The 20,211-nt window shown below is 71.9% G+C and carries 19 protein-coding genes and 1 riboswitch; of the genes, 11 read left to right on the top strand and 8 right to left on the bottom strand.

The window, feature by feature from the left end; all coding sequences use genetic code 11:
- The first annotated feature begins 144 nt into the window (after nucleotides 1–144).
- Together whiG and ACIQPQ_RS36140 are read left to right on the top strand one after the other, a co-directional pair.
- The gene (gene whiG, locus ACIQPQ_RS36135) at nucleotides 145–987 is read left to right on the top strand and encodes an RNA polymerase sigma factor WhiG (RefSeq protein ID WP_401312820.1); all 843 of its coding nucleotides are present in this window, start codon (nucleotides 145–147) and stop codon (nucleotides 985–987) included.
- Between the two features lie 94 nt (nucleotides 988–1,081).
- Nucleotides 1,082–1,636, top strand: a complete 555-nt coding sequence (locus ACIQPQ_RS36140) for a TetR/AcrR family transcriptional regulator (protein ID WP_383774289.1) — start codon at nucleotides 1,082–1,084, stop codon at nucleotides 1,634–1,636.
- Nucleotides 1,637–1,707: 71 nt separating this feature from the next.
- On the opposite strand, the gene ACIQPQ_RS36145 is transcribed toward ACIQPQ_RS36140, so the two are convergent.
- A complete protein-coding gene (locus tag ACIQPQ_RS36145; RefSeq protein ID WP_401312822.1) occupies nucleotides 1,708–2,505 on the bottom strand; it encodes a M23 family metallopeptidase in 798 nt (265 codons plus the stop codon).
- A gap of 280 nt (nucleotides 2,506–2,785) precedes the next feature.
- On the opposite strand from ACIQPQ_RS36145, the gene rpsB reads away from it, so the two are divergent.
- The 9 genes from rpsB to ACIQPQ_RS36190 all read left to right on the top strand — a co-directional run bounded on the left by rpsB (nucleotide 2,786) and on the right by ACIQPQ_RS36190 (nucleotide 12,966).
- Nucleotides 2,786–3,715, top strand: a complete 930-nt coding sequence (rpsB, locus tag ACIQPQ_RS36150; RefSeq protein WP_401312825.1) for a 30S ribosomal protein S2 — start codon at nucleotides 2,786–2,788, stop codon at nucleotides 3,713–3,715.
- A gap of 94 nt (nucleotides 3,716–3,809) precedes the next feature.
- Nucleotides 3,810–4,646 carry a translation elongation factor Ts gene (gene tsf, locus ACIQPQ_RS36155; RefSeq protein ID WP_383774167.1) on the top strand — a complete coding sequence of 279 codons (837 nt, stop codon included), beginning with the start codon at nucleotides 3,810–3,812 and terminating at the stop codon, nucleotides 4,644–4,646.
- Nucleotides 4,647–4,854: 208 nt separating this feature from the next.
- Nucleotides 4,855–5,613 carry a UMP kinase gene (gene pyrH / locus ACIQPQ_RS36160; protein ID WP_401312826.1) on the top strand — a complete coding sequence of 253 codons (759 nt, stop codon included), beginning with the start codon at nucleotides 4,855–4,857 and terminating at the stop codon, nucleotides 5,611–5,613.
- A gap of 206 nt (nucleotides 5,614–5,819) precedes the next feature.
- A complete protein-coding gene (frr, locus tag ACIQPQ_RS36165; RefSeq protein WP_401312829.1) occupies nucleotides 5,820–6,377 on the top strand; it encodes a ribosome recycling factor in 558 nt (185 codons plus the stop codon).
- The gene (locus tag ACIQPQ_RS36170; RefSeq protein WP_401312832.1) at nucleotides 6,377–7,621 is read left to right on the top strand and encodes a phosphatidate cytidylyltransferase; all 1,245 of its coding nucleotides are present in this window, start codon (nucleotides 6,377–6,379) and stop codon (nucleotides 7,619–7,621) included. The genes frr and ACIQPQ_RS36170 overlap by 1 nt, the downstream gene beginning before the upstream one ends.
- Before the next feature lie 172 nt (nucleotides 7,622–7,793).
- On the top strand, nucleotides 7,794–8,900 hold the full coding sequence (gene rlmN / locus ACIQPQ_RS36175) for a 23S rRNA (adenine(2503)-C(2))-methyltransferase RlmN (protein WP_401312835.1): 1,107 nt from the start codon (nucleotides 7,794–7,796) through the stop codon (nucleotides 8,898–8,900).
- A gap of 38 nt (nucleotides 8,901–8,938) precedes the next feature.
- Nucleotides 8,939–9,046: riboswitch (TPP riboswitch) on the top strand.
- A gap of 85 nt (nucleotides 9,047–9,131) precedes the next feature.
- Nucleotides 9,132–10,232 (top strand): thiamine ABC transporter substrate binding subunit, encoded by a 1,101-nt coding sequence (locus ACIQPQ_RS36180; RefSeq protein ID WP_401312837.1) that lies wholly within the window; start codon nucleotides 9,132–9,134, stop codon nucleotides 10,230–10,232.
- Nucleotides 10,208–11,914 (top strand): ABC transporter permease, encoded by a 1,707-nt coding sequence (locus tag ACIQPQ_RS36185; protein WP_401312839.1) that lies wholly within the window; start codon nucleotides 10,208–10,210, stop codon nucleotides 11,912–11,914. Before ACIQPQ_RS36180 ends, ACIQPQ_RS36185 begins: the two co-directional genes overlap by 25 nt.
- Nucleotides 11,914–12,966, top strand: a complete 1,053-nt coding sequence (locus ACIQPQ_RS36190; protein WP_401312841.1) for an ABC transporter ATP-binding protein — start codon at nucleotides 11,914–11,916, stop codon at nucleotides 12,964–12,966. The genes ACIQPQ_RS36185 and ACIQPQ_RS36190 overlap by 1 nt, the downstream gene beginning before the upstream one ends.
- 86 nt (nucleotides 12,967–13,052) lie before the next feature.
- On the opposite strand, the gene ACIQPQ_RS36195 is transcribed toward ACIQPQ_RS36190, so the two are convergent.
- The 7 genes from ACIQPQ_RS36195 to ACIQPQ_RS36225 all read right to left on the bottom strand — a co-directional run bounded on the left by ACIQPQ_RS36195 (nucleotide 13,053) and on the right by ACIQPQ_RS36225 (nucleotide 20,182).
- Complete coding sequence (locus ACIQPQ_RS36195; RefSeq protein ID WP_401312844.1) at nucleotides 13,053–13,802, bottom strand: LAETG motif-containing sortase-dependent surface protein; 750 nt, start codon at nucleotides 13,800–13,802, stop codon at nucleotides 13,053–13,055.
- 162 nt (nucleotides 13,803–13,964) lie between these two features.
- Nucleotides 13,965–15,098, bottom strand: coding sequence for an LOG family protein (locus tag ACIQPQ_RS36200; protein ID WP_383774149.1), 1,134 nt, complete (start codon nucleotides 15,096–15,098; stop codon nucleotides 13,965–13,967).
- A 90-nt stretch (nucleotides 15,099–15,188) separates the two neighbouring features.
- Nucleotides 15,189–15,608: a VOC family protein gene (locus tag ACIQPQ_RS36205; RefSeq protein ID WP_383774147.1), complete on the bottom strand. Its 420-nt coding sequence runs from the start codon at nucleotides 15,606–15,608 to the stop codon at nucleotides 15,189–15,191.
- A gap of 138 nt (nucleotides 15,609–15,746) precedes the next feature.
- Entirely contained in the window at nucleotides 15,747–17,216 is a 1,470-nt protein-coding gene (locus ACIQPQ_RS36210; RefSeq protein ID WP_401312848.1) for a hypothetical protein, read from the bottom strand.
- The gene (locus ACIQPQ_RS36215) at nucleotides 17,198–17,938 is read right to left on the bottom strand and encodes an ABC transporter ATP-binding protein (protein ID WP_401312850.1); all 741 of its coding nucleotides are present in this window, start codon (nucleotides 17,936–17,938) and stop codon (nucleotides 17,198–17,200) included. The genes ACIQPQ_RS36210 and ACIQPQ_RS36215 overlap by 19 nt, the downstream gene beginning before the upstream one ends.
- A gap of 344 nt (nucleotides 17,939–18,282) precedes the next feature.
- Nucleotides 18,283–19,647 carry an aspartate aminotransferase family protein gene (locus ACIQPQ_RS36220; RefSeq protein ID WP_401312853.1) on the bottom strand — a complete coding sequence of 455 codons (1,365 nt, stop codon included), beginning with the start codon at nucleotides 19,645–19,647 and terminating at the stop codon, nucleotides 18,283–18,285.
- A 19-nt stretch (nucleotides 19,648–19,666) separates the two neighbouring features.
- Nucleotides 19,667–20,182 carry an Lrp/AsnC family transcriptional regulator gene (locus ACIQPQ_RS36225; protein WP_383774138.1) on the bottom strand — a complete coding sequence of 172 codons (516 nt, stop codon included), beginning with the start codon at nucleotides 20,180–20,182 and terminating at the stop codon, nucleotides 19,667–19,669.
- Nucleotides 20,183–20,211: the final 29 nt, after the last annotated feature.

Below are 20,211 nucleotides of genomic sequence, written 5' to 3' on the forward strand. Positions count from 1 at the left end.
AGTCACGCTACGCTCACGTGGATTCCGGTACAGACCGGCGGATCAGCCGACTTCACCCACTTGCTCACCCGACGACCCGCACCATCCCGCACCACCCCGCACCCCACGACTTCACGTACACGGCAGAACGGCACTAGGCGACGCATGCCTCAGCACACCTCCGGGTCCGACCGGGCGGCGATCCCCCCAGCCGCCCGCGACGGTGGCAACGTGCGGCCGCCCGCGCCCTCGACGCTCGACGAGCTGTGGCGGTCGTACAAGTCGACGGGGGACGAGCGGCTGCGCGAGCAGCTGATCCTGCACTACTCGCCCCTCGTCAAATACGTCGCGGGACGCGTCAGCGTCGGCCTGCCCCCCAACGTCGAACAGGCCGACTTCGTCTCCTCCGGAGTGTTCGGACTGATCGACGCCATCGAGAAGTTCGACGTCGACCGCGAGATCAAGTTCGAGACGTACGCCATCACCCGCATCCGCGGCGCCATGATCGACGAACTCCGCGCCCTCGACTGGATCCCCCGCTCCGTCCGGCAGAAGGCCCGCAACGTCGAGCGCGCCTACGCCACCCTCGAAGCCCGGCTGCGCCGCACCCCCTCCGAGGTCGAGGTCGCCGCCGAACTCGGCATCGGCGTCGACGACCTGCACTCCGTGTTCAGCCAGCTCTCCCTCGCCAACGTCGTGGCACTGGAAGAACTCCTCCACGTCGGAGGCGAGAGCGGCGACGGCCTCAGCGTCATGGACACCCTGGAGGACACCGCAGCGGACAACCCCGTCGAGGTCGCCGAGGACCGCGAACTACGGCGCTTCCTCGCGCGGGCGATCAACACCCTCCCCGACCGCGAGAAGACCGTCGTCACCCTCTACTACTACGAAGGGCTCACCCTCGCCGAGATCGGCAACGTCCTCGGCGTCACGGAGAGCAGGGTCAGCCAGATCCACACCAAATCCGTCCTCCAGCTCCGCGCGAAACTGGCGAGCTTCGGCCGCTGACCTGGCTCGACGGCGGCCAGGACGACCGAGTCACTCCCCAGGGCGCCGCCGCGTCCGTAGAGTGGACGACGTGCCAAGGATTCGAGCGGCCTCCGTGGCCGAGCACCGGACGATGCAGCGAGCCGCCCTGCTGGACGCGGCTCGGTCGTTGCTGTCCGAGGGCGGGACGGAAGCGCTGACCTTCCCCGCCCTCGCCGAACGGACGGGCCTCGCCCGCTCCTCCGTGTACGAGTACTTCCGGTCCAGGGCGGCCGTCGTCGAGGAACTCTGCGAGGTCGACTTCCCCGTCTGGGCGGCCGAGGTCGAATCCGCCATGGCGGCGGCCGACGGACCCGAAGCCAAGGTCGAGGCCTACGTCCGACGCCAACTCGCCCTCGTCGGCGACCGCCGTCACCGCGCCGTCGTCGCCATCTCCGCCAGCGAACTGGACGCCGGCGCCCGCGAGAAGATCCGCGCCGCCCACGGCGCCCTCGTCGCGATGATCGTCGAAGCCCTCGCCCACCTGGGCCACCAGCAACCCCGCCTCGCCGCCATGCTCGCCCAAGGCGTCGTCGACGCCGCCGTACGCCGCATCGAGCTGGGCGTGGAAGAACCGGAGACGGTGACGGAGGCGGCGGTGCGGATGGTGGTGCGAGGCGTCCGAGGCTAGGGGCCCCACCCCCTCCCCCCACCCCCCCGCCCCTCCCTCCCCCCCCGCCTCACTCATTCACGCGCGCCCCCTCACCCCTCTGACCCCCGCGCCTCTCTGACCTCCTCACGCACTCCCGCGACCGGCAGCAGTCTCGACGGCCCTCTCCACAGCAGGGCGGGTGGTAGCAGGCTGAGCGGGTTGAGGTAGGTGTCGCCGCGTAGGAGCCCCCAGTGCAGGCAGGGTGTAGCGGCGCAGTGTGATCCGGTGCCTTCCAGGTGGCCGATGATCTGTGCGGCGGTGACGTGGTCGCCTGTGTGGACGGTTGCCTGGACCGGTTCGTATGTCGTGCGCAGGGGCGGTGAGCCGCTGGCGTGGAGTTCGACGGTGATGACGCCCCGTCCCGCGACGCGGCCCGCGAAGGTGACGCGGCCTGCTGCGACGGATCGGACGGGTGCGCCCGAGGGGGCGGTGAGGTCGATGCCGCGGTGGCCGGGGGCGTAGGGGCTCGCTGGTGGCACCCAGGGGCGCGCGATGTGGGGTCGCGCGCCGACGGGCCAGTTCCGGGCGAGTGCCGGTACAGGCGCCGGTGTCGGTGTGCCGGGGGGACCCGCGCCGGACGCCGCTTTCACGGATGCCGCGGCCCTGACAGCTACCGGCGAGGTAGCCGACGTCACCGAGGCCGCAGCCGCCCTCGGCGTCACGGAAGTCCTGCCCGTCATCGTGGCCGTAGTGGCGACGGCTCCGATCGCCAGGCCCGTTAGGCATGCCAGGCCCGTCACGCAAGTCGCCCGAGTCATCCGGGCTGCGCGTGTCAGCCAGGTCGCCCGAGCAACCCGAGCGTCCCGAGTGACCCTCGTCAACCGAACCAGCCGTTGCTCTGTCTGCATGTGTCCACGGTGGCTCACCTGGGTCGATCATGGTGGGCCCTGTGGACAACCGGCTGGTTGTGGAGATCGGCGTCACCCGGTGCTCTGTGGGTCCCGTACACTTCTTCTGGCGATCCGGGTCACCGGGTCGACTTCGCACGCCCCGGCATCAGGGCCCGGCAGTAGTCGGTTCCTCGGTGTCCGCGCCCCTCGGTCCTTCGCGGCTGGGCGCATCGCGGGCGTCAGGCGCGGGTGCCGTCCGGTATCCGCGGCACAACCGAGAATCTCAAGGAGAACGGCCATGGCCGTCGTCACGATGCGGGAGCTGCTGGAGAGCGGCGTCCACTTCGGTCACCAGACCCGTCGCTGGAACCCGAAGATGAAGCGCTTCATCTTCACGGAGCGCAACGGCATCTACATCATCGACCTGCTCCAGTCGCTGTCGTACATCGACCGCGCCTACGAGTTCGTCAAGGAGACCGTCGCCCACGGCGGCACGGTCATGTTCGTCGGTACGAAGAAGCAGGCGCAGGAGGCCATCGCCGAGCAGGCGACCCGCGTCGGCATGCCGTACGTCAACCAGCGGTGGCTGGGTGGCATGCTCACCAACTTCTCGACCGTCTACAAGCGTCTCCAGCGTCTGAAGGAGCTGGAGCTGATCGACTTCGAGGACGTCGCCGCCTCGGGTCTCACCAAGAAGGAGCTCCTGGTCCTCTCGCGTGAGAAGGCCAAGCTGGAGAAGACCCTCGGTGGTATCCGCGAGATGTCCAAGGTGCCCAGCGCGGTGTGGATCGTGGACACCAAGAAGGAGCACATCGCGGTCGGTGAGGCCCGGAAGCTCAACATCCCGGTCGTCGCCATCCTCGACACGAACTGCGACCCCGACGAGGTCGACTACAAGATCCCGGGCAACGACGACGCCATCCGCTCCGTCACCCTGCTCACCCGTGTGATCGCCGACGCCGTGGCCGAGGGTCTGATCTCCCGTTCCGGTGTCGCCACCGAGGGCAAGGGCGAGAAGGCCGCCGGTGAGCCGCTGGCCGAGTGGGAGCGCGACCTCCTCGAGGGTGAGAAGAAGGCCGACGAGCCCGAGGTCCAGACCTCCGCCGAGACGGAGAAGGTCGCCGACGCCGAGCAGGCCGAGGCCCCCGCCGCTGCCGCCGAGACCGCTGAGGCCCCCGCGGCCGAGGCCGCCGCCGAGGCTCCCGCCGCGGACGCCGAGCAGGCCTGACCCTCACCCCTTCGGGTCCATGAACGGCGGGGGCTCGCGCAGCCCCCGCCGTTCGGCCCGTAGATCTTCAGACTTCGAGAGAGATTCCAGGATCATGGCGAACTACACCGCCGCCGACGTCAAGAAGCTCCGTGAGCTCACGGGCGCCGGCATGATGGACTGCAAGAAGGCGCTGGACGAGGCCGACGGCAACGTCGACAAGGCCGTCGAGGCGCTCCGGATCAAGGGCCAGAAGGGCGTCGCCAAGCGCGAGGGCCGCTCCGCCGAGAACGGCGCCGTGGTCTCGATCATCGCCGACGACAACTCCTCCGGTGTTCTGGTCGAGCTGAAGTGCGAGACGGACTTCGTCGCCAAGGGCGAGAAGTTCCAGGCCGCCGCCAACGCGATCGCCCAGCACGTCGCCGCCACCTCCCCGGCGGACATCGAGGCGCTCCTCGCTTCGGAGATCGAGCCCGGCAAGACCGTCCAGGCGTTCGTGGACGAGGCCAACGCGAACCTGGGCGAGAAGATCGTCCTGGACCGCTTCGCGCAGTTCGCCGACGGCTACGTCACCTCGTACATGCACCGCACGATGCCCGACCTGCCGCCGCAGATCGGTGTCCTCGTCGAGCTGGACAAGCCGAACGCCGAGGTCGCCCGCGGTATCGCGCAGCACATCGCCGCGTTCGCGCCGAAGTACCTGTCCAAGGACGACGTGCCGGCCGAGGTCGTCGAGTCGGAGCGCCGTGTCGCCGAGGAGACCACCCGCGCCGAGGGCAAGCCCGAGGCCGCGATCGCCAAGATCGTCGAGGGTCGTCTGAACGGCTTCTTCAAGGACGCCACCGTCCTGGGCCAGCCGTACGCCCTGGACAACAAGAAGTCCGTGCAGAAGGTCCTGGACGAGGCCGGTGTCGCCCTGAAGCGCTTCACGCGCATCAAGGTCGGCATCTGAGTCCTGAGTCCGTACCGCGACGGACGCCCGACCCGGATAGGGTCGCCAGCAGTCGTCCCGGACGCCGTCCCCGGACCCGTGCCGTGGACGCGTGACGGACGACAGCAGATCTGACGAGGAGGCCATTGCCGAGCATGGGATGCGAACGACACCCCACCGGCAGTGGCCTTCTTCGTGTGTGCACCACGTGAAAGAGGCGGGATCTCGCATGACCACCAAGGCCCAGAAGAGCGACGACGGCAAAGTACGCGGCCGGTATCTGCTGAAGCTGTCCGGGGAGGCATTCTCCGGCGGTGGCGGTCTGGGCGTCGATCCCGACGTGGTGCACAAGATCGCCCGTGAGATCGCGGCGGTCGTCCGCGACGGCGCCCAGGTGGCCGTCGTGATCGGCGGCGGCAACTTCTTCCGCGGCGCCGAGCTCCAGCAGCGCGGCATGGACCGCGCCCGCTCGGACTACATGGGCATGCTGGGCACCGTGATGAACTGCCTCGCCCTCCAGGACTTCCTGGAGAAGGAGGGCATCGACAGCCGCGTCCAGACCGCCATCACGATGGGCCAGGTCGCCGAGCCGTACATCCCGCTGCGCGCCGTGCGGCACCTGGAGAAGGGCCGGGTCGTCATCTTCGGCGCCGGCATGGGCATGCCCTACTTCTCCACCGACACCACCGCCGCCCAGCGCGCCCTGGAGATCGACGCCGAGGCCCTCCTCATGGGCAAGAACGGCGTCGACGGCGTCTACGACTCCGACCCCAAGACCAACCCGGCGGCCGTCAAGTTCGACGCCCTCGGCTACGGCGAGGTCATCACCCGTGACCTCAAGGTCGCCGACGCCACCGCCATCACCCTGTGCCGCGACAACAAGCTCCCGATCCTCGTCTTCGAGCTTCTCGTCGAGGGCAATATCGCGCGGGCCGTCAAGGGTGAGAAGATCGGCACGCTGGTGGGCGAGCAGGCCAACCGGGCCTGACCGGAGCACCCCGGTCCGTACGACAGCCGCCGGCCGGGGGCGTACCCCGGTCCACGTACGGACCCCTGACCGCGGGTACCCCCCTGGTCGGGGGATGGACAAGGTCCTGCCGGTCGGGAACCGTGCAGGAAGAAGACGCGACGCAGCCGGCCGCCGCCCCCGCAAGGAACCGCAGCCGGGCCTACTCAAAGACGCAGGAGCAAGTGGTGATCGAAGAGACCCTCCTCGAGGCCGAGGAGAAGATGGAGAAGGCCGTCGTGGTCGCCAAGGAGGACTTCGCCGCGATCCGCACCGGCCGTGCGCACCCGGCGATGTTCAACAAGATCGTGGCCGACTACTACGGCGCGCCGACGCCGATCAACCAGCTGGCCTCGTTCTCCGTGCCGGAGCCGCGCATGGCGGTCGTGACCCCGTTCGACAAGAGCGCGCTGCGCAACATCGAGCAGGCGATCCGCGACTCCGACCTGGGCGTCAACCCCAGCAACGACGGCAACATCATCCGGGTGGTGTTCCCCGAGCTGACCGAGGAGCGCCGCCGCGACTACATCAAGGTCGCCAAGAGCAAGGGCGAGGACGCCAAGGTGTCCATCCGCTCCGTCCGCCGCAAGGCCAAGGACGCCATCGACAAGCTCGTCAAGGACGGCGAGGTCGGTGAGGACGAGGGCCGCCGTGCGGAGAAGGAACTCGACGACACCACCGCGAAGTACGTCGCGCAGGTGGACGAGCTCCTGAAGCACAAGGAAGCGGAGCTGCTCGAGGTCTGATGAACGACTCTTCCTGGGGCACTCCGCCACGAGCCGGGTCACAGGCCGGTCACTGGGAGCCCAACGACCGCGGGACCCACGCGGCCCCGCACGGACCCGGCTACGGCGCCGACCCCGTGCACGGGCACGCCCACGGGCCGGTCCACGGCCGGCCGACCGGCCACGGGCCGTTTCCGGGGACCGCCCAGGGGGCCGCTCCGGCGGGTCCCGCGTACGATGCGCCTGAGGCGCAGCAGACTCGCCCCATGCCCATCGTCCCCGACGTACCCGCACACGGCGGAAACCAGGATGACGACCGGGGGGCCGCTCGGCTGGGCGGTCCCCTGTTCCGAGACACGACCCACCCGACGCAGCCGCCCCGTGCGGCGCACGCGACCCCACCGGAGCCCATGCCCGACGCCCCGCCACCGGCGACCGCACCGCAGAAGAAGAGCGCGGGGCGTGACCTGGGCGCGGCCATAGGGGTCGGTGTCGGGCTCGGCGCGGTGATCATCGCGTCGCTGTTCGTCGTGAAGGCCGTCTTCATCGGCGTGATAGCGGTCGCCGTCGTCGTGGGCCTGTGGGAGCTGACCAGCAGGCTCGACGAGCGCAAGGGCATCAAGGCGCCTCTGGTGCCGCTCGCGGTCGGCGGCGCCGCCATGGTCGTCGCCGGGTACGTCCGGGGTCCCGAGGGTGCCTGGGTCGCCATGGCCCTGACCGCGCTGGCGGTCCTGGTCTGGCGGATGACCGAGCCGCCGGAGGGCTACCTCAAGGACGTCACGGCGGGCGTCTTCGCGGCGTTCTACGTCCCGTTCCTGGCCACGTTCGTCGCGCTCATGCTCACCGCCGACGACGGTCCGAAGCGCGTCCTGACGTTCCTGCTCCTCACGGTCGTCAGCGACACCGGCGCGTACGCGGTCGGCTGGCGCTTCGGCAAGCACAAGCTCGCCCCCCGCATCAGCCCCGGCAAGACCCGCGAGGGCCTGCTGGGCGCGGTGGCGTTCGCGATGGTGGCGGGCGCGCTGTGCATGGAGTTCCTGATCGACGACGGCGCCTGGTGGCAGGGCCTGCTGCTGGGTCTCGCGGTCGCGGCCACCGCCACCCTCGGCGACCTGGGCGAGTCCATGATCAAGCGGGACCTCGGCATCAAGGACATGGGCAGCCTGCTGCCCGGCCACGGCGGCATCATGGACCGCCTGGACAGCCTCCTGCCCACCGCGCCGGTGGTCTGGCTCCTCCTGGTCCTCTTCGTCGGCTCCGGCTGACCGGCTGACCGTCCGACCGTCACAGCCACAGCCGCGGGCCTCCGTCCTTCCGGGCGGGGGCCCGCGGCCGTCCGCCCCCGCACCCGGCTTCCCGCCGCCCTCCGGTGCGGGCGCGGGGGTCGTCCACAGCCCGGCGGGGGCACCGCGGCCGATCTGCGACACTGGTACGGCCATGCCTAAGCCCGGAGAACTCACATTCGTCGCCCCCCGCGGAGCCAAGAAGCCGCCGCGGCACCTCGCCGACCTCTCGCCCGCCGAGCGGAAGGAGGCGGTGGCGGAGATCGGTGAGAAGCCGTTCCGGGCGAAGCAGCTGTCGCAGCACTACTTCACGCGGTACGCGCACGACCCCGCCGAGTGGACCGACATCCCCGCCGGTGCCCGCGAGAAGCTGCGCGAGGCGCTGCTGCCCGAGCTGATGACCGTCGTACGGCATCTCTCGACCGACCAGGGCACCACCCGTAAGACGCTGTGGCGGATGGGCGACGGCACCCTCGTGGAGTCGGTGCTGATGCGGTACCCGGACCGGGTCACCATGTGCATCAGCTCGCAGGCCGGATGCGGAATGAACTGCCCGTTCTGCGCGACCGGGCAGGCCGGTCTGGACCGCAACCTGTCCACCGCGGAGATCGTGCACCAGATCGTCGACGGCATGCGCGCCCTGCGCGACGGGGAGGTGCCGGGCGGTCCGGCACGGCTGTCGAACATCGTGTTCATGGGGATGGGCGAGCCGCTCGCCAACTACAAGCGGGTCGTCGGCGCGATCCGCGCCCTCACCGACCCCGCGCCCGACGGCGTCGGCCTCTCGCAGCGCGGCATCACCGTCTCCACCGTCGGTCTCGTCCCGGCCATCCACCGGTTCTCCGACGAGGACTTCAAGTGCCGGCTGGCGATCTCGCTGCACGCCCCGGACGACGAACTGCGCGACACCCTCGTCCCCGTGAACACGCGGTGGAAGGTGCGCGAGGTCCTCGACGCGGGCTTCGGGTACGCCGAGAAGTCCGGCCGCCGCCTCTCCATCGAGTACGCGCTGATCCGCGACATCAACGACCAGGCCTGGCGCGGTGACCGGCTCGGCCGCCTGCTGAAGGGTCGGCCGGTGCACGTCAACCTGATCCCGCTGAACCCGACCCCCGGCTCGAAGTGGACCGCGTCGCGGCCCGAGGACGAGAAGGCGTTCGTCGAGGCGATCGCCGCGCACGGGGTACCCGTGACCGTGCGGGACACCCGCGGTCAGGAGATCGACGGGGCGTGTGGTCAGCTCGCCGCGACCGAGCGGTAGTCTGGCCGACGCAGGACCTTCGTTTTTCGGACAAGTTCATATTCCGACAGGGGAGCGCCACAGCGCTGAGAGTGCGGCAACCGGGCCGCAGACCCTCTGAACCTCGCCCAGGTCATTCTGGGTAGGAAGTTCGGTCATCACTCGAGCTGTTGCGCCCTGCCCGCGGCCTCCTCGCCGGAGGTCCGGGCGGGGCCGCGTCTCTTCCTGGTCACCCCCAGGAGGACATTTCACGTGCACATCACCGTCCGGCACACCAGAACGCTCGTCGCCGCGGCCGTCGGCCTCGGGCTCGTCACGCTGTCGGCGTGCGGGTCCTCGGACGACAACGGCGGCGGGGACAGCGGCGGCGGGTCCAAGACCGTCACGCTCGTCAGCCACAACTCGTGGGCCGTCTCCAAGAACGTCCTCGCCGACTTCGAGAAGCGCTCCGGCTACAAGGTCAAGGTCCTGGAGGACGGCGACGCCGGTCAGGCCGTCAACAAGGCCGTCCTCACCAAGGACAACCCGCAGGGCGACGTCTTCTTCGGCGTCGACAACACCCTGCTCTCCCGCGCCCTCGACAACGGCCTCTTCCAGCCGTACGAGGCCGCCGGACTCGACCAGGTCGGCGCCGCCTACCAGCTCGACCGGGGCAAGCACCGGGTGACGCCCGTCGACCACGGCGACATCTGCGTCAACTACGACAAGAAGTACTTCGCCGACCACCAGCTCGCCCCGCCCGCGACCTTCGACGACCTCGTCAAGCCCGCCTACAAGAACCTGCTGGTCACCGAGAACGTGTCCACCTCCTCGCCCGGCCTCGGCTTCCTCCTCGGCACCGCCGCCCGCTACGGCGACGACGGCTGGCAGGACTACTGGAAGAAGCTCAAGGCCAACGGCGTCAAGGTCGTCGACGGCTGGGAGCAGGCCTACAACGAGGAGTTCTCCGGCTCCGCGGGCGGCCGCAAGGCCGGCGCCGACCGCCCGCTCGTCGTCAGCTACGCCTCCTCGCCGCCCGCCGAGGTCATCTACGGCGACCCCAAGCCCACCACCGCCCCCACCGGCGTCGCCAACGGCACCTGCTTCCGCCAGGTCGAGTTCGCCGGACTCCTCAGCAACGCGAAGAACGGCGAGGGCGGCAAGGCCCTCATCGACTTCATGGTCTCCAAGGAGTTCCAGGAGGACATGCCGCTCAACATGTTCGTCTACCCGGTGCTGAACGGCGCGGCCGTGCCCGCCGAGTTCAGCGCCTACGGTCCCCCCGCCAAGGACCCCGAGACGATGGCACCGGCGAAGATCGCCGCCGACCGCGACCAGTGGGTCTCGACGTGGACCTCGCTCGTACTGAAGTAGCCGACCCGGCCGCCGGACCGTCCGCCGCCACCGCCGTCACCAAGCGCGGCGGGCGGCGGGCGGGCGCGGCGCGGCTCGGCCTGATGGCGCTGCCCGTCGCGTTCTTCGGCGTCTTCTTCGCCTACCCCGTCGCCGCGATCGTCGGCCGCGGCCTGCACACCGGCGACGGCTGGCAGTTCGGGCGCCTCCTCGACGTCCTCGGCCGCTCCGACATCCGGCACGTGCTGTGGTTCACCACCTGGCAGGCGCTCGTCTCCACCGCGCTCACCCTGCTGATCGCCCTGCCCGCCGCCTACGTCTTCGCCCGGCTGTCCTTCCCCGGCAAGGACCTGCTCCGCGCCGTCGTCACCGTGCCGTTCGTCCTGCCCACCGTCGTCGTCGGCTCGGCCTTCCTGGCGCTCGTCGGCCGCGGCGGACTCCTCGACGACCTCGCGGGCGTCCGTCTCGACACCACCGTGTGGGCGATCCTCCTCGCGCACGTCTTCTTCAACTACGCCGTCGTCGTCCGCACCGTCGGCGGCCTCTGGGCGCAGCTCGACCCCCGCCAGGAGGAGGCCGCCCGGCTGCTCGGCGCGTCCCCGCTGCGCGCCTGGCGGCAGGTCACCCTGCCCGCGCTCGCCCCCGCGGTGGCCGCCGCCGCCCTCATGGTGTTCCTCTTCACCTTCACCTCCTTCGGCGTGGTGCAGATCCTCGGCGGGCCCACCTTCTCCACCCTGGAGGTCGAGATCTACCGGCAGACCTCCGAGATCTTCGACCTCTCCACGGCGGCCGTCCTCACCCTCGTGCAGTTCGCCGCCGTCGCCGCGATCCTCGCCGTGCACGCCGTCACCGTCCGGCGGCGGGAGAGCGCGCTGCGGCTGGTCGACGCCTCCGTCACCGCCCGCCGCCCGCGCGGGGCCGGGCAGTGGGCGCTGCTGGCCGGCGTCCTCGCCACCGTCGCCGCGCTGATCGTGCTGCCCCTCGCCGTCCTCGTCCAGCGCTCCCTCGACGGCGGCCTCTCCTCGTACCGGGCACTGACCCACGAGGACGGCGGCGTCTTCCTCGTCCCGCCGATCGAGGCGGTCGCCAACTCCCTGGAGTACGCGGCGGCGGCCACCGCGATCGCCCTGGTGATCGGGTCGCTCGCGGCGGCGGCCCTCACCCGGCGCGACGCCGGACGCCTGGTCCGCGGCTTCGACGCGCTGCTGATGCTGCCCCTCGGCGTGTCCGCCGTGACCGTCGGCTTCGGCTTCCTCATCACCCTCGACAAGCCGCCGCTGGACCTGCGCAGCTCCTGGGTCCTCGTCCCGCTCGCGCAGGCGCTGGTCGGGGTGCCGTTCGTCGTGCGGACCATGCTGCCCGTGCTGCGCGCCGTCGACGGCCGCCTCCGGGAGGCCGCCGCCGTGCTCGGCGCCTCGCCCTGGCGGGTGTGGCGGGAGGTCGACCTGCCGCTGGTGCGGCGCGCCCTGCTGGTCGCCGCCGGGTTCGCGTTCGCCGTGTCGCTCGGCGAGTTCGGCGCCACCGTGTTCATCGCCCGCCCCGACAACCCGACCCTCCCGGTCGCCGTGGCCCGCCTCCTCGGCCGCGCCGGAGCGACCAACTACGGCCAGGCCATGGCCCTTTCGACGATTCTGATGCTGGTCTGCGCGGTCTCCCTGCTGGTGCTGGAACGGCTGCGCACCGACCGGACGGGGGAGTTCTGATGCCGCCGACCACCGACCGGCCCGACGCGGCCGTCCTGCTGCGCACCGAGGGCGCCACCGTGCGGTTCGGGGAGCGGGCCGCCCTCGACGCCCTCGACCTCGCCGTCGCCGCACACGAGGTGGTGTGCGTGCTCGGGCCCAGCGGCAGCGGCAAGTCGACGCTGCTGCGCGCGGTCGCCGGACTGCAACCCCTCGACGCCGGGCGGGTGTTCCTCGACGGCCGCGACCAGGACGGGGTGCCCGCGCACCGGCGGGAACTGGGCCTGATGTTCCAGGACCACCAGCTGTTCCCGCAGCGCGACGTCGGCGGCAACGTCGCCTTCGGACTGCGCATGCGCGGCGCCGACCGGCGGCAACAGCGCGAGCGGGTCGCCGAGTTGCTTGACCTGGTCGGCCTGCCCGGTGCCGCCGGGCGGGCCGTCGCCGCGCTCTCCGGCGGTGAGCAGCAGCGGGTCGCCCTGGCCCGCGCCCTCGCCCCGAGCCCCCGGCTGCTCATGCTGGACGAACCGCTCGGCCAGCTCGACCGGTCGCTGCGGGAACGGCTCGTGGTCGAACTCCGTGAACTGTTCGGCCGGTTGGGCACCACGGTGCTGGCGGTCACCCACGACCAGGGCGAGGCGTTCGCACTGGCCGACCGGGTGGTGGTCATGCGCGACGGGCGGATCGCCCAGTCCGGTACGCCCCTGGAGGTGTGGCAGCGTCCGGCGGACGCTTTCGTCGCCCGCTTCCTCGGCTTCGACAACGTCGTGACCGCGAGCGTCGCGGGGGAGGCCGCGGACACCCCCTGGGGCAAGGTGCCGGTCCCCGCCGGTTCCCCGCAGGGCACCCGTACGCTGCTGGTCCGGCCCGGCGGGGTCCGTCTGGTGGCCGCCGACGCGGGCCTGCCGTGCACGGTCGCCGCGCGCACCTTCAAGGGCACCCATGTCGCCGTCCACCTCCAGCCGCGCGACGCGCCCCGCCTGGAGGCCGCCTGCCCGCTGCGGCTCGCCCCCGGTGTCGGGGACACCGTCGGCGTGGAGTTCGACCCGGCCGACATCGCCGTACTGGACTGAGCGCGTGACCGCCGTACGGCATGGCACGGCGCGGCACAGCGCGGCCCGCCCCGGCGAGGTGCGGGGGCGGGCCGGTGGTGCGGGGGTCAGCGGTTGCCGGTGCCCTTGCGACGCATGCCGAGGAAGACGGCGCCGCCGCCGACGACGACCAGGAGCGCCGCGATCCCGGCTATCAGGCCGGTGTGCGAGTCGGCGCCGGTCTCGGCGAGGTTGGACTGCTGGGCCGCGGGGGAGGGCGCGTTGTCGGCGCCGCCCCCGGCGGGGACGGAACCGCTGTCGCTCTCGTCGGCCGACGGCGTGGCGGCGGCGTCGGTGGGGGACGCGGTCGCGCCCGGCGTCGACCCGGACCCCGACCCCGACTCCGACTCCGACGGTGACGCCGACGCGGTCGGGGTGCCGGTGGGCTTTGAGGGAGTTGTGGGCTTCTCCTCGTCGGCGCAGGCCTTCGCCGGGGTGGTGAGGTTGGTCTCCAGGTCGGCGCTGAGCCCCGCCGCCTCGACGTGGACCCGGTAGACGGCGCCCGGCTCCCACTGTTCGGCGAAGGTGACGGCGGTGCCCTTGGCGGAGCCCTTGATCTTGGTGGGCTTGCCGACCTGGCGCAGGTCGGCGCTGTTGTTCTGGAGGAAGACGGTGACGACGGCGGGAGTGGCCGAACGGTCCTTGTCGGTGACCGTGATGACCCCCTTCGCGCCGTCACAGGCGGCGCTCGCCGAGAAGTCCTTGATGTCGTCGCCCGCCAGCGCGGCACCGGAGGCGGTGAGGACGAGGGCGGCTGACGCGGCGGCGACGCCGAGCACGCGGGCCGGGCGCGAGGCGGTACGGCGGGATGGGGACACGTTTGTCCTTACGTGGTGCGTTACTGCGTGGGGCGGAGGGGGAGACGGCGCCCCGATACGGCGGTGACACACGTCCCCAGGGGAATCACAGGTCTATAAGCGTTCCATAAGAAGTGTCAATGTGTGGTGGTCACGGGCCTCCTGGGATCCGGCCCGGACGCCTCAGGAACCGCCCAGACGCTTCAATGTCTCCGGGACCTCCTCGATCCGGTCGACCAGCGCGATCCGGTCCGCCATGGCCCGTTCCCCGGCCAGCGCCGTCAACAGCGGCCACGCGGGCAGCCGTTCGGTCCAGTGCGCGCGGTCCACCAGCACCATCGGCACCGGCTCCCCGCGCGACTGGTAGTAATTGGGCGTCGCGCTGTCGAAGACCTCCTGCACGGTCCCGGCGGCGCCCGGCAGGAACACCACCCCGGCGGTGCAGCGGGCCAGCAGGCCGTCCTCGCGGGTGGCGTTGGAGAAGTACTTGGCGAGGTGCGCGGCGAACGGGTTCGGCGGCTCGTGCCCGTAGAACCAGGTGGGGATGCCCACCGAGGGGCCGCCGTCGGGCCAGCGGGCGCGGACCGCGAAGGCCGCCGCCGCCCAGTCGGTGATCGACGGCGTGAACCCGGGTGCCCGCGCGAGGAGTTCGAGCGCGGAGGCGAGCATACGGTCGTCGAAGGGGGCCGCGTAGGCGCCGAGGTTGGCCGCCTCCATCGCGCCGGGTCCGCCGCCGGTCGCCACCGTCAGCCCCGCGCGGGCCAGTTCACGGCCGAGGCGGGCGGCGCCCGCGTAGGCGTCGGTACCGCGGGCCATCGCGTGGCCGCCCATCACGCCCACCACCGGGGCGGAGCCGAGGAGTTCGTCCAGGGCGTCGGAGACGGCGTCGTCGTGCACGGCGCGGAGCATCGAGGAAAAGATGTCGCCGTCGGACTTCGTGTCCTGGAACCACGCGTACGTCCGGGCGTCCGGGGTGGCCGCGTAGCCGTCGGGGCCGTCGAGCTTCGCGTACAACTCGTCGGGCGTGTAGACGAATCCGCGGTACGGGTCGAAGGGCAGGCCGGGTATCGGCGGGAAGACCAGGGCGCCCGCGGCGCGGACCCGTGCCGCCGCCTCCGGGTCCATCGGGCAGCCGAGGAAGACGGCGCCGGAGGTGTCGAGGTCGAGGAGATCGCGGGTACGGGCCGTCAGGTCGACGGCCTGGACGCGGAAGTGGGCCAGGGTGCCCCGGGCGGAGACCACCGCGTCGAACTCGGCGAGGGACTCGATCTCACGGTCGTGACAGCCGTCGAACGGCTGGGCGGGTGTCGGATGCACCCGCCCATGCTAGATCCGGCCACCCGGACGTCCGCCCGCGCGTTCGAGTCTCCTGCGTGCGAGCCCCGTGCGTCCGGGGCCCGGAGAGGCTCAGCCCTCGATCGCCGACGGGTCCATCCACGCGACCTCCCAGGTGTGGCCGTCCGGGTCGTCGAAGGAACGGCCGTACATGAAGCCGAGGTCCTGCGTCGGGTTGCCCTGCGAACCGCCCACCGCCAGCGCGCGGTCGACCAGTTCGTCGACCTTCTCGCGGCTCTCGGCGCTCAGCGCGATCATGACCTGGCTGGTCTTGGTGGCGTCCGCGATCTCCTTCTGGGTGAAGGTCGCGTAGAACGGCTTCGTCAGCAGCATCGCGATGATCGTGTCGCTGATGACGAACGAGGCCGCGTTGTCGTCGCTGAACTGCGGGTTGAGCGCGTAGCCGAGGTCCGTGAAGAACTTCTTGGACACGGCCAGATCCGCCACGGGCAGGTTGATGAACACCATCTGCTGATAGGCGTTGCTGGTCATCGGGGGGCTCCCATCGGGTGCGTACGGGGTGCTGCGGTGTGTGTCGGTGGGGTAGACCCCGGGTCCCGGCGGAACTCATCGCGGCCCGGGAATCTTTTTTCCCGCCCGCGCCGGGCCGCGCCGGGCAGCCTCAGCGGGTCAGCGGGTCAGCGGGAGCGCGGCCAGGACCGCCACCGCCACGGTGAGCGGCACGAACAGCGCGGCCAGGGCGCCCGCCCGCAGCGCCGCCGCGCCGCGCAGCGCGGTCGACGGCGCGCCGAGGCGGCGCAGGGCCGCCGTGGTGTCGGCGCGGGCCTGGCGGGCCTCCACGGCCGCCGTGCACAGCGTGGCCAGCGCGCACCCGGCGACCAAGGAGGCGCCGAGCACGGTGAGCGGGCCGAGCGAGGGGTCGCTGTCGTCGTACAGCGTCGACAGGGCGTAGGCGCCGGAGGCCACCGCGCACAGGATGCCCAGCGGGCGGCCGATCCGGGACGCCGCCTCCATCAGGCCGCGCCCGGCGAGGAGGCGCAGCGCGCCGGGGCCCGCCGCCTGGAGGAGCCGTCCGCACAGGTGGGTGAGGCTCGGACCGGCCACGGCCAGGCCGAGCGCGGTGAGGACCCAGCCCGCGAGGACCACGGCGGGGCCGGTGGGGCCGCCGGGCAGGGCGAGCGCGTGCCCGGGGGAGCGGCCCGCGTACGCCTCCACGGCGAGCCCGGCGGCGAGGAGGGCCGCGCCCCAGGGGAGGGCGGTGGCCTTCGGCGCGGGCGGCGCGGGCGCGAGGGCGAGCACGGGGTCGGCGGCGGGGGTGTCCGTCGGCGCGAGGGGCCCGGCGGAGTTGGCCGCGTCCGGCGCCGGGACCTCCGTCACCGTCGCCCGTACCGGTTCCCGCGGCGTGCGGACGGTCGCGGTGAGCGTGCCCGAGCCGTCGGCGGTCCCGAGCGACGCGCCGTTGGCGTGGCTGCCGTTGGCCGTCGCCGTGACCGTACGGCCCGCCGTGGGGCGGTCCTGGCCGCGGGCGCCGAACCGGCCGTACGCGCCGAACGTCTCGCGGACGGAGGCGGCCGGGCTGAAGCGGCGCAGGGCGATGCCCGTGCCGCGGGCCCCCGCGGCCAGGCGGGTCTCGCGCGGCCGCAGCGACAGCGCCACCGCGACCGAGGACGCCACCGGCACCAGCGCCAGCAGGGTCAGCGCGGCCGGGAGCGGCAGCGGGACGCCCGCCGCGAGGAACTCGGCGGCGTCGCTGTCGAACGGCAGACCCGTCAGGTCGCCGCGCAGATGCAGGAAGAGCAGCAGCGCCAGCATCGACCCGAAGAGCGTGGACAGGGCGGTCGTGGTCGCGGAGATCGCCATCAGCCGGACCGGGCCCAGGCCGATCGCCGCCAGACCGGGCCGGGGCCGGGTGCCCGGGTCGGTGCGGGCCACCGCGAGCGCGAACTGGACCGTCGCGGCCAGCGGGACCGCGCACCAGGCGAGCCGCAGCGCGGAGGTCCCGGCGCCCGCCGGATGGCCGAGGGCGTGACCGAGGATCGACAGCAGGAGGAAGCCGGTGCCCGCCGACGCCGCCGCCACCAGCAGGCGGCGCGTCTGCACGGCGGGTCCGGCGCCGCGGGTCAGGCGGAGAGCGAGCACGCCGCCCGGCCTTCCGACTCGGTGACCGGCGGCAGGTGCACGGTGCGCACCCGGCGGCCGTCCAGCAGGGAGACCGTACGGTCGGCGAGGGCCGCCGTCCGCGGGTCGTGGGTGGCCAGGACGACGGTGATGCCGTGCGAGCGGGCCGCCGAGGTCAGGGTGCGCAGCACCTGGTCGCGGTCCGTGCGGTGCAGGGGCGCCGTCGGCTCGTCCGCGAAGAGCACCGAGGGCGCCGCGGCCAGGGCGCGGGCCAGGCAGACGCGCTGGCGCTGCGCCTGGGTCAGGTCGTGCGGGCGGCGCCGGGCGGTGGAGCCGATGTCGAGCCGGTCCAGCCACTCCAGGGCGGCGCCCTTGGCGCGCCCGCGGCCGGTGCCGCGCAGCATCAGCGGGAGCGCAGTGTTCTCCCACACGTTCAGTTCGGGGACGAGGGCCGGCGCGGGGTCGATCCAGCCGAACCGGTCGCGGCGCAGCCGCTCGCGGGCGATCGCGCCCAGGGTGTGGACGGAGACGCCGTCGAACCAGACCTCGCCGCGCTGGGCGCGCGACAGTCCGGCCAGGCAGCGCAGCAGGGCCGTCTTGCCGCTGCCGCGGGGGCCGGTGACGGCGAGGATCTCGCCGCTCCGCACGCCCAGCGAGACCCCGCCGAGCGCCGGTGAGCCGTCGCGGTGGGTGAAGTGCAGGGAGCGGGCCCACAGCACGTCGTTGTCCGGCGGAGCCGCCATGCGCGTACACCTCGGTTCAGATCCGTAGTTCCCGGGCCGCCCCGCGGACGGGGGAACGCCGCCCCGGACAGGGGGGAAACGTCACGCCGGACGGGGGAGCGCCGCCCCGCGCGGGGCGCGGGAGGCAGGGCCGATCGGTCACAGGAACGCTAGGCAGCGGGTGTCGGGCATCCGGACAGCACACGGCCCCGGGCCGCCGTTTCTCACTCGAACGGACGGCGCCGGGGCCGGTGTTGATCAGCTGATCAGGCTGTGAGGGAGTTCAGCCCGACCAGCCGGGGCGGGAGACGCGGGGCCGGGGTGTCCGGCCCGGGACGGAGCGGGCGACCGCGGGCACGGCACGGTCAGAGCTTCGTCCACGCCTCCGTCAGGGTGGCGCGGAGGATCTGCTCGATCTCGTCGAAGGTCTCCTGGGTGGAGATCAGCGGCGGGGCGAGCTGGACGACCGGGTCGCCGCGGTCGTCGGCCCGGCAGTACAGGCCGTTGTCGAAGAGGGCCTTCGACAGGAAGCCGTACAGGACGCGCTCGGTCTCCTCGTCGTTGAAGGACTCCTTGGTGGCCTTGTCCTTCACCAGCTCGATGCCGTAGAAGAAGCCGTTGCCGCGGACGTCGCCGACGATGGGCAGGTCGTGCAGCTTCTGGAGGGTGCTGAGGAAGGCACCCTCGTTGTCGAGGACGTGCTGGGTGAGGTTCTCGCGCTCGAACAGGTCGAGGTTGGCGAGGCCGACCGCCGCGGAGACCGGGTGGCCGCCGAAGGTGTAGCCGTGCAGGAAGGTGTTGTCGCCCTTGTAGAACGGCTCGGCGATCCGGTCGGAGACGATGCACGCGCCGATCGGGGAGTAGCCCGAGGTCATGCCCTTGGCGCAGGTGATCATGTCCGGGACGTAGCCGAACTTGTCGCAGGCGAAGATCGTGCCGAGGCGGCCGAAGGCGCAGATGACCTCGTCCGACACGAGCAGCACGTCGTACTGGTCGCAGATCTCGCGGACCCGCTGGAAGTAGCCGGGCGGGGGCGGGAAGCAGCCGCCCGCGTTCTGCACCGGCTCCAGGAAGACGGCGGCGACGGTCTCCGGGCCCTCGAACAGGATCTGCTGCTCGATCTGGTCGGCGGCCCAGCGGCCGAAGGCCTCCGGGTCGTCGCCGTGGATCGGGGCGCGGTAGATGTTGGTGTTGGGCACCTTGTGCGCGCCCGGCACCAGCGGCTCGAAGGGGGCCTTCAGCGCGGGCAGGCCGGTGATGGACAGGGCGCCCTGCGGGGTGCCGTGGTAGGCGACCGCGCGGGAGATGACCTTGTACTTGGTCGGCTTGCCCTGGAGCTTGAAGTACTGCTTGGCGAGCTTCCAGGCGGTCTCGACCGCCTCGCCGCCGCCGGTGGTGAAGAAGACCTTGTTGAGGTCGCCCGGCGCGTGGTGGGCGAGACGCTCCGCCAGCTCCACGGCCTTGGGGTGGGCGTAGGACCACACCGGGAAGAACGCCAGTTCCTGCGCCTGCTTGGCCGCGGTCTCCGCCAGCTCGGTGCGGCCGTGACCCGCCTGGACGACGAACAGGCCCGCGAGGCCGTCGAGGTACCGCTTGCCCTTGTCGTCGTAGATGTAGGTGCCCTCGCCCCGGACGATGGTCGGGACGGGCGCGTTCTCGTACGAGGACATGCGGGTGAAGTGCATCCACAGGTGGTCGTACGCGGTGCGGCTGAGGTCCTTGGTGCTCACGGTTATCGGGTCCTCACGGTTATCGGGTTCCCCACATGTAGGTCTGCTTCTTCAGCTTCAGGTAGACGAAGCTCTCGGTGGAGCGCACGCCGGACAGCGCGCGGATGCGCTTGTTGATGACGTCCAGCAGGTGGTCGTCGTCCTCGCAGACGATCTCCGCGAGGATGTCGTACGAGCCCGCGGTCATCACCACGTACTCCACCTCCGGCATGGCGGTGAGCGCGTCGGCTATGGACTCCACGTCGCCCTCGACGTTGACACCGACCATCGCCTGCCGCCGGAAACCCACGGTGAGCGGGTCCGTGACGGCGACGATCTGCATCACGCCCTGGTCCAGCAGCTTCTGGACGCGCTGGCGCACGGCCGCCTCCGACAGGCCGACGGCCTTGCCGATCGCGGCGTACGGCCGGCGGCCGTCCTCCTGGAGCTGCTCGACGATGGCGAGGCTCACGGCATCCAGGTGCGGGGTGCCGCTCTTGGACTCCCTGGAGTCCCGCTGCTCTGCGCTTCGACTGGCCACGGGCTCACTGTGCACGACGTCTCGACCGTTGCGCAAGGCGCGTG

It is taken from the genome of Streptomyces sp. NPDC091281 (assembly GCF_044757425.1).
Classification (GTDB): Bacteria; Actinomycetota; Actinomycetes; order Streptomycetales; family Streptomycetaceae; genus Streptomyces.

What these genes read in the sequence shown, in the direction of transcription:
- whiG (WP_401312820.1), top strand. Translation starts at nt 145, where the DNA reads ATGCCTCAGCACACCTCCGGGTCCGACCGGGCGGCGATCCCCCCAGCC.
- ACIQPQ_RS36145 (WP_401312822.1), bottom strand. Translation starts at nt 2,505, where the DNA reads ATGCAGACAGAGCAACGGCTGGTTCGGTTGACGAGGGTCACTCGGGAC.
- rpsB (WP_401312825.1), top strand. Translation starts at nt 2,786, where the DNA reads ATGGCCGTCGTCACGATGCGGGAGCTGCTGGAGAGCGGCGTCCACTTC.
- tsf (WP_383774167.1), top strand. Translation starts at nt 3,810, where the DNA reads ATGGCGAACTACACCGCCGCCGACGTCAAGAAGCTCCGTGAGCTCACG.
- pyrH (WP_401312826.1), top strand. Translation starts at nt 4,855, where the DNA reads ATGACCACCAAGGCCCAGAAGAGCGACGACGGCAAAGTACGCGGCCGG.
- ACIQPQ_RS36170 (WP_401312832.1), top strand. Translation starts at nt 6,377, where the DNA reads ATGAACGACTCTTCCTGGGGCACTCCGCCACGAGCCGGGTCACAGGCC.
- rlmN (WP_401312835.1), top strand. Translation starts at nt 7,794, where the DNA reads ATGCCTAAGCCCGGAGAACTCACATTCGTCGCCCCCCGCGGAGCCAAG.
- ACIQPQ_RS36190 (WP_401312841.1), top strand. Translation starts at nt 11,914, where the DNA reads ATGCCGCCGACCACCGACCGGCCCGACGCGGCCGTCCTGCTGCGCACC.
- ACIQPQ_RS36205 (WP_383774147.1), bottom strand. Translation starts at nt 15,608, where the DNA reads ATGACCAGCAACGCCTATCAGCAGATGGTGTTCATCAACCTGCCCGTG.
- ACIQPQ_RS36215 (WP_401312850.1), bottom strand. Translation starts at nt 17,938, where the DNA reads ATGGCGGCTCCGCCGGACAACGACGTGCTGTGGGCCCGCTCCCTGCAC.